The following is an 8,118-nucleotide window of genomic DNA, read 5'->3' as shown; positions in this document are numbered from 1 at the left end:
GTATGCCTGTTCTCATTGATATTTCTTTTCTGTTTAATATTCCCAAATGTAACCTAAAATACAAAATTAGCCGTTCTGTTTCGTTGTATCTTTGAAACTCTATAGCTTTAAAATCGTTCCATTCGTTAAAACTTCTTCGCTGTGAAATTGTTTTAAAAATGTCCCTTTTTCCTTTGCGAATTTGATTTTTTATAAATAGAAAATTTTATCTTTGCTCCACTAGGAAGTGTATAATTTCCCTGTCTATCTATAGATACCATAATTTTCCTGTTGCTGTATTTGTTTTTGGCAATAAAAGAAATACTACTTTTGCTCGGAAGTATCATAGGTTTTTGCGTTAATGTATGAGGAGAAATAGGAATGAGAATAAAAACCGGAAGATTAGGTGTTATAGATTATCGTATATAACCAGCCTTACAGAATACTCCCATTTGATTACTATGAATAAAGATTAAGCAATATATATCCTTTCTATTTCCCAACTTATTTTTAATAAAATACATTCTTGCATGTTCGTAATCAAACCGACTTGTTTTTAATATATGAAAATAGTATTAAAATACAAATAAATTGTATTTTTGCAAAACTTATGATATAATACCAACTATGAAAATACAGAAATTAAAAGACATTTGTACAGATATATTCTCAGGAGCGGCTTTATTCACAAACGATAATCTTTCAAGAGATTATAAAGATGGCGGATACAGGGTTATTCGATTAGCAGATATTCAAAATAATGATATTTCTTTTGAGGACTGTTTGTTTTATAATAAACAAGATTACAAGAAAAACCGATATCTTTTACAGAATAATGATATTTTAATATCTTCTCGCGGAACCATTTTTAAAATTGCTGTTTTTCAAAAAGAAGATACATATAAAACTATACCGTCAGGCTTTTTAACCTGCATAAGATTAAATCCTGATTTGAATATATCAGTTAACTATATTGCTGCCTATTTAAGACATAAAGAAAATAATATAATACAAGGCAGGAATAGTATAAAAAGGACAAGCGACAAAAAACCTAAAATTCAATTAAAACTCTCTGACATTTACAATATAGAAATCACAATTGTTTCAGCTAAAATTCAGAAAGATATAGATAAATTGTCGTTAGAAGCAAGTGGTTATCTTAAAAAGAGCATTCAGAAAACAAAGGAAATAGAAAAAATCGTTTTAGCAGGAGTGTAATAATGAAAAATTTACAAGCATATGGAAATTTAGCGACAAGGATTTATTGTGATGACGGCTTAAATGTCAATGAGTTATTAAATAAAGTTCATTGCTCCGACGCATTATCCTTCTTAAAGAAAGTCCCAAATAATAGTATGGATTTAATTATCACTTCACCACCTTATTATCAACAGCGTGATTATGGAGGCGGCGGTATTGGAAATGAAGTGACGGAAGATGAATACATAAACAATTTACTGTTGATATTTAATGAGTGTTCTCGTGTAGTTAAAACAACAGGTGCAATTGTTTTTAACTTAGGAGATAAATATATAAATGGTAACTTGTCTTTAATTCCATATAAATTCGCTCTCAAGGCGTTAGAGAATAAAAAAATTTCCTTAATCAATCAAATCACTTGGGCTAAAACAAATCCGACCCCAAGACAAGAGAATAGAAAACTGATACAATCCACCGAACCTTTTTTTGTTTTTGCTAAGACAAAAGACTATTGTTTTAAATTAAAAGAGTATTTAAGTCATTTAGACAGAAGGAATAAAAAAGCAACATCTAATTTTTCAAAGATAGGAAGAAAGTATTTTGAAATTATTAATCAGTCAAATTTGACGTTAGAAGAAAAAGAAAATGCAAAACGTGATTTAGAAAAGGTTATAGAAGAAGTACGACTTGGCAAGATTGAAAGTTTTAGAATGAAAATTCGCGGTATTCACAAAGAAGCATATGGCGGCATGGAAGGCGGGCGGAATAATCAGATTAGAAGCAATGGATTTACAATTATCAAAATAACAGGGAATGCTATGAAAAAAGATTTGATAGAAAGTCCTGTTGAAATAACAAAAGGAAATAAGCATACTGCCGTATATCCGTTATATATAATTCAAGAGTTAGTGAAATTATTGTCTAGTAACGGCGGTATTGTATTAGACCCATTTTGCGGCAGCGGAACTACTTGTGTTGCTGCTAAAAATCTTGGAAGAAACTATTTGGGTATTGAAATTAACCCGGAGTATGTGGCATTGTCGGAAAAAAGAATAAACGAAACTGATAATTATGAAGAGTTTTTCTTATGAAAGAAAGAGATATTTTAGAGGACGCATATCTAAAAGCAACTCAATTAAATGTCGATAGTATTCCAGAGATAACGAAAGCAGATATAGGTGTTTTGATCGATAATATAGAAAGCAATAAATCTTTGGTATCTGCTTTAACCACAAGCTTGTTGAAGAAAATAATATCACCTAAACAAAATATTCGTTTACATAGAACAGATTTTGTCAACGGTTACTCCGCAAGGGTGCTAGACACTCGTATAACTTCGCCATTTTTCAAAGACAATTTCCCCAAATATGCAAATAAGGAAAGCGCATTTTTGACTTTGGCTATAAGAGAAGAAATTAAATGGACGAAGAAAGAGGGTAAAAATTTAAAGATACGAAATGTGAAACTGAAAGAAGCATTCCTCAATATACTTGACCAGATAGAAACTTTTAAACAAGCACCTGAAAAGTGTCTTATTTATTTGTTTTTTAGCTTGATAAAATTATCTAAAACAAATGAAGATTTATTCCGAAGGACATCACAACAGAAGATCGTGACGGCTACAAACTTAAATATAAATACAATTCTTTCAATGCTCGCCAAACATTTTCAAATTAAGAAAAGTTCAAGGTTACCCGTAATTGCAATATATTCAATTTATGAGATCTTGTTTGATAAGTTTGACAGGTATAGAAACAAAAAGCTTGTTCCTTTACAAGTTCATACTTCTTCTGATAAACACGGTTTTGGAGATATAGAGATATATACGAAAAATAATCAACCTTTTGAAATAGTAGAGATTAAACATAATATTCCAATTGACGAGTATTTGATTTTTGATGTAGTAAAAAAGATGAGCAGTATTGATGTCGATAGATATTATATTCTTACAACTTTTCAGAACAGTTTTAGAAATTCTGATGAAGAAAAGAAAATTTCAGATGTTATTTTAAATACCAAAAAAGAACGAGGAGTAGATATCATAGCTAACGGCATTTTAACAACGCTTAAGTATTATTTAAGATTTATAGATAATTATGATGATTTCTTAAAATGCTATACAAAAAATTTAATTAAAGACGCGAAAGTATCTACTGAAATTAAAGATTTCCATATAGAAGAATGGAATAAAATCAGAGAAAATTATTAAGCTGATAACTATTAAAATGATATGCTTATTATCAGGGAAAATAAACAATGGCTAAATCTCAGAGTGAGTCTCATAAGTGTAGATGTTCGCGTATGTATTGGCTTTCAATAACAGAAAGATATAGATAAATTGTCGTTAAAGGCAAGTGAGTATCTAAAAAAGAATATTCAGAAAACAAGAGAAATAGAAGATATGATAAAAGAGTATTAATTGGTAATAGATGGCAACAATTTATAAAATAAAAGTTCCACAGGAGAAAATTATGACGACACCAAGAGCATTCATAAGCTTTGATTATGATAATAATTCAAAAGAGAAAATTTTATTTTCAGGACAAATTAGAAATTCAAGAACTCCATTTGATATTGAAGATTGGTCTTCAAAAGAACAAATATTTCAAAGTGAATGGGAGAGAGAAATCAGAGACAAAATTAATAGATGTAATTTGCTCATTGTTCTTGTTGGTACTCAAACACATAGAGCAAAAGGAGTTTTGAAAGAGATTTCTTTTGCAAAAAATCAAAATGTTCCAATATTTGGAATTTATATTGACAATGCTTCGCAATATTCAACATTACCAGAAGGATTGCTGAGTTGTAAAACAATATCTTGGGATTGGGATAAAATAGCACAAAAAATCTCTGAATGTATGCAAGAAGGTAAAAATGGATGATTTCAAGAAAGGCATTAATAATAGGAATAGATTATTATAAAAATTTTGACCATTTGCAAGGTTGTGCAAATGACGCACGTAATGTTAATTCTGTTCTTAGAATACATAGTGATGGAACCAAGAATTTTGACATTAAACTTCGTGTCGCAAGGAATAAACAAAATAACATTAAAAAGAAAAGTCTCAAAGATGATGTAAAAGCTTTATTTAAATACGATAGCGATGTAGCATTGTTCTATTTTTCAGGTCACGGTTATATTGACACTACAGGTGGATATTTGATAACTTCTGATTGCGAAACAGGCGATGATGGTTTGCCGATGAGTGAGTTATTGATAATAATCAACGAATCAAAGGCAAAAAACAAAATTATCATTTTAGACTGTTGTCATTCCGGAGAATTTGCAAATTTACAGCTAGGAAATAAAACTAACTCTATTTTAAGTGAGGGAACTACTGTTCTGGCAGCCTCTGGAAAAGATGAATATGCAATCGAAAATAATGGTCGTGGTGTTTTTACGACATTATTTGTTGACGCGATGAACGGTAATGCATCTGATTTAATGGGGAATATAACCCCAAGTAGTATTTATGCTCGTGTAGACCAATCCTTCGGTGCGTGGGAACAGCGTCCAATATTTAAGACTAATGTAAAAACATTTACTTCCTTAAGGACAGTTCAACCACCCATTGACTTAGTTGATTTAAAAAAAATAACAAAATTGTTCCCTAAAAAAGGTGAAAATTTTAAACTTGACCAATCATTTGAACCTGAAAGCAAAAATCCAAATCCTAAAAATGTTCGTAAATTCGAAATATTACAGAAATATAATAGAGTAAATTTGGTAGTTCCTGTTGATGCTGAGCATATGTATTTTGCTGCAATGGAAGGGAAATCTTGTAAATTAACAGTTCTTGGAGAACATTATTGGAACTTAGTAAAAAAAGAAAAAATTTGACATAATAAACGGAGAACTATGAGCCTTTGGATATTGACGGAAGAACGACCTAAAATAGCCACCTTACAACAACCCGTCCCACACGCGAGCGTAACACGGGGACGACGGGATTTGAACCCGCGGTCTCTGCCTTGACAGGGCAGTGTGTTAAACCAGGCTACACCACATCCCCAAAAACCCATCGAGGCATTGTACATGAAAGTCAAAAAAAAGTCAAACTTCTCGACTCGAAAAAATTTTAATATTCTAATCCTTCATATATGGGGAATTCCCGACACAAATTTAACATATCGGCGCTAACTTCAGAGATTACTTTTTCATTATCAATATTCTTGAGAACCTTAACTATAGATTCAGCAATTCTTATCATTTCAAATTCTTTCATTCCTCTTGTGGTAACGGCCGGAGAACCAACTCTTATACCAGATGTTATTGTTGGTTTTTCAGGATCGTAAGGAATTCCATTTTTATTTAAAGTTATTCCCGCTTTTTCCAAAGCTTCCTGAGCTGCTTTACCCTTAACATTTAAAGGTCTTAAATCAACTAAAAATACATGAGAATCCGTACCGCCTGAAACAATTCTCAATCCACATTTTTCCAAAACCTCGGCAAGTTTTTTTGCGTTAGCTAAAACTTGCTTCTGGTATTCCTTGAATTCAGGTTTAAGAGCTTCTCCAAACGCTACTGCTTTTGCAGCTATAACGTGCATTAAAGGTCCGCCCTGTTCTCCTGGAAAAACGGCTGAATTAATTTTCCTTGCAATATCTTCGCTATTGGTAAGAACTAAACCACCGCGGGGACCTCGAAGTGTTTTATGAGTCGTAGTAGTAGTAACATCCGCGTACTCTACGGGAGATGGATAGATGCCCGCAGCTATTAAACCGGCATAATGAGCCATATCCGCCATATGATAGGCGTTAGTTTTTTTTGCAATTTCATTTATTTTTTTCCAATCCCAAATTCTTGAATACGCACTGCCACCACTAATTATCAATTTTGGTTTACGCTCTATTGCAAGTTTTTCCATTTCATCATAATTTATATAACCTGTTTTCTCATTAACCGTATAAGAAACAATATTGAACCACTTTCCAGAAATGTTGTATGGACTACCGTGCGTTAAATGTCCGCCGTGCGACAAATCAAGCCCCATAACAGTGTCGCCCGGTTTTAATAGAGCTAACTGTACGGCAAAATTTGCTTGCGCGCCTGAATGAGGCTGCACATTTGCAAATTTAACATTAAACAATTTTTTTGCCCTTTCTATTGCTAAATTTTCAGCTACATCTACAATTTCGCATCCTCCGTAATATCTCTTACCGGGATACCCTTCGGCATATTTATTTGTAAGACAAGAGCCCTGCGCTTCCATAACAGCCTGTGAAGTTATATTTTCAGAAGCAATAAGTTCTATAGTTTCTCTCTGTCTTTTGAGATCTCTTACCAATACATTATAAATTGCTACGTCATTCTTTTTCACGTTTTCCATTTTTTCTCCCCCGTTTCTATAAATTTATACATATTTTAACAATTCGTCAGTATTCAAACATCCTTTACGTATAATAACATAGGGGAATTGTACCATATTTACAACGGTGGACTCAAGAGAAAATTTACATTGACCACCGTCAACTATCACATCAACAATTCCGTTAAATTCTACAGTTTCATTTATATTTTTTGCACTTTTTTTATTTGATACATTAACCGAAGTTGTAAAAATAGGTCTATCTACTTCTTTCAGTAAATTGAGCATAAATTCACTATTAGGTATTCTTGCTCCAATATCATTTCTCCCTCCTGAAACAATCTTCCCCAGCTCGGTTGTAGGAAATATCAAAGTTAGCTGACCAGGCCAAAATCTTTTAGCAATTGCCAATGCTTTCTTTGGAATTTCAACAAGAAGTTTTACGCTGTCAATATTAGTCGCCATTAAAATGAGAGGTTTTTTAAGGCTTCTCTTCTTTATTTTGTATATTTTTTTCTGAGCCTCCATATTAAAAGCGTCAACAGCAAAACCGTAAACCGTTTCCGTAGGAACAATAGCTATTCCGCCGGTTTTTATTATTTCCGCAGTTTTTTTATAAGAATTGTCGTCTTTTTCTGATATTTTTAAAGTCATATATAACCCCGCCTTATCAACACATAACCCCGCATTGTATCTTGATTACTGAGAGAGCAAGGGCAACTGAAGCATCCAAAGGAGTGGATTCTTTAAGCCTTTGATCATTAGACGATGGTATGCGTAGTTATTGCCAATATTGAGCCACCTCTTTCAGAGAAAGGGGAATTACTACAATGCTTTTATTTTCCCTTTTACAAAAGGGACGACAAACGCCAAATGCTAGAAGCATCGACGGGGTTTGAAAGAGGAGTTAACGGCGCGGAGTCCCACTCTATTAAGATCTGTAATCGCCGTTAATTTTCACATAATCGTACGAAAAATCGCATGTATAATATTTGCTCGATTCTTTGCCTGCTTTTAAATCTATAACAACTTGAATTTCTTTTTTAAGCAATGCTTTCTTTGCTGTTTGTTCGGAAAAGTTTAATGCAAAACCGTTTTTAAAAGTATGCACTCCACCAATATATATATCAACTTTCCCAAGATCAAAATTCACCCCAGCTCTGCCAACTGCAGCAAGAACTCTGCCCCAGTTTGCATCCGCGCCAAATACTGCAGTTTTAAAAAGAGGCGACGTAGCCACTGTAGAAGCTATAAGTTTTGCATCATTTTTTGTTTTAGTATTTTTAACTTCAATTTCTACAAACTTTGTTGCACCTTCTCCGTCCCTAGCCATAGATTTTGCAAGCTCTAAAGTAAGGTCATCAAACGCTTTTATAAAATTTGTCATATCGTTTTTTGACAAATTCCCTGTTTCACTCTGACCATTTGCCAACACTATAACAGTATCATTTGTTGATGTATCTCCATCAACAGACACACAATTAAAGGATTTTTCTACAGATTTTTCTAATATTTTTTGTAATGATTTGCCGCCAATATCAGCATCGGTCAAAATAAATGAAAGCATTGTTGCATGAAAACCTTGTAAATTTGGGTGTATCATACCCGCGCCTTTTACACACCCCCAAAT

The 8,118-nt window shown here is 32.8% G+C and carries 9 protein-coding genes and 1 tRNA gene; 5 read left to right on the top strand and 5 right to left on the bottom strand.

The genetic code is table 11. From position 1 onward, the window contains the following. Window positions 1-152 precede the first annotated feature (152 nt). Window positions 153-392: a hypothetical protein gene (locus LE180_RS05225; RefSeq protein ID WP_374134403.1), complete on the bottom strand. Its 240-nt coding sequence runs from the start codon at window positions 390-392 to the stop codon at window positions 153-155. A gap of 214 nt (window positions 393-606) precedes the next feature. Between LE180_RS05225 and LE180_RS05220 the strand changes: the two genes are divergently transcribed. The 5 genes from LE180_RS05220 (at window position 607) to LE180_RS05200 (ending at window position 5,020) form a co-directional block, all read left to right on the top strand. Next, on the top strand, window positions 607-1,197 hold the full coding sequence (locus LE180_RS05220) for a restriction endonuclease subunit S (protein ID WP_374134401.1): 591 nt from the start codon (window positions 607-609) through the stop codon (window positions 1,195-1,197). Window positions 1,198-1,199: 2 nt separating this feature from the next. Beyond that, window positions 1,200-2,270: a site-specific DNA-methyltransferase gene (locus tag LE180_RS05215; RefSeq protein ID WP_374134400.1), complete on the top strand. Its 1,071-nt coding sequence runs from the start codon at window positions 1,200-1,202 to the stop codon at window positions 2,268-2,270. Further along, complete coding sequence (locus LE180_RS05210) at window positions 2,267-3,388, top strand: DNA methyltransferase (RefSeq protein WP_374134399.1); 1,122 nt, start codon at window positions 2,267-2,269, stop codon at window positions 3,386-3,388. The genes LE180_RS05215 and LE180_RS05210 overlap by 4 nt, the downstream gene beginning before the upstream one ends. Window positions 3,389-3,608: 220 nt before the next feature. Next, complete coding sequence (locus tag LE180_RS05205; RefSeq protein ID WP_374134398.1) at window positions 3,609-4,061, top strand: TIR domain-containing protein; 453 nt, start codon at window positions 3,609-3,611, stop codon at window positions 4,059-4,061. Further along, entirely contained in the window at window positions 4,058-5,020 is a 963-nt protein-coding gene (locus LE180_RS05200) for a caspase domain-containing protein (protein WP_374134397.1), read from the top strand. Before LE180_RS05205 ends, LE180_RS05200 begins: the two co-directional genes overlap by 4 nt. A 96-nt stretch (window positions 5,021-5,116) precedes the next feature. On the opposite strand, the gene LE180_RS05195 is transcribed toward LE180_RS05200, so the two are convergent. From LE180_RS05195 to LE180_RS05180, 4 genes are all read right to left on the bottom strand, one after another. Then, window positions 5,117-5,192 (bottom strand) — tRNA-Asp (locus LE180_RS05195). Between the two features lie 66 nt (window positions 5,193-5,258). Then, window positions 5,259-6,509, bottom strand: a complete 1,251-nt coding sequence (glyA, locus tag LE180_RS05190) for a serine hydroxymethyltransferase (RefSeq protein ID WP_374134396.1) — start codon at window positions 6,507-6,509, stop codon at window positions 5,259-5,261. Window positions 6,510-6,533: 24 nt separating this feature from the next. Next, window positions 6,534-7,142 (bottom strand): L-threonylcarbamoyladenylate synthase, encoded by a 609-nt coding sequence (locus LE180_RS05185; RefSeq protein ID WP_374134395.1) that lies wholly within the window; start codon window positions 7,140-7,142, stop codon window positions 6,534-6,536. A 277-nt stretch (window positions 7,143-7,419) separates the two neighbouring features. Next, a partial coding sequence (locus tag LE180_RS05180) for a bifunctional ornithine acetyltransferase/N-acetylglutamate synthase (protein WP_374134394.1) occupies window positions 7,420-8,118 on the bottom strand: 699 nt, incomplete at its 5' end.

Origin of the sequence: Candidatus Endomicrobiellum pyrsonymphae (assembly GCF_020328025.1) — a bacterium.
Classification (GTDB): Bacteria; Elusimicrobiota; Endomicrobiia; order Endomicrobiales; family Endomicrobiaceae; genus Endomicrobiellum; species Endomicrobiellum pyrsonymphae.
Note: the sequence above shows the minus strand (reverse complement) of the source record. Positions and strands in the feature narration are given on the sequence as shown.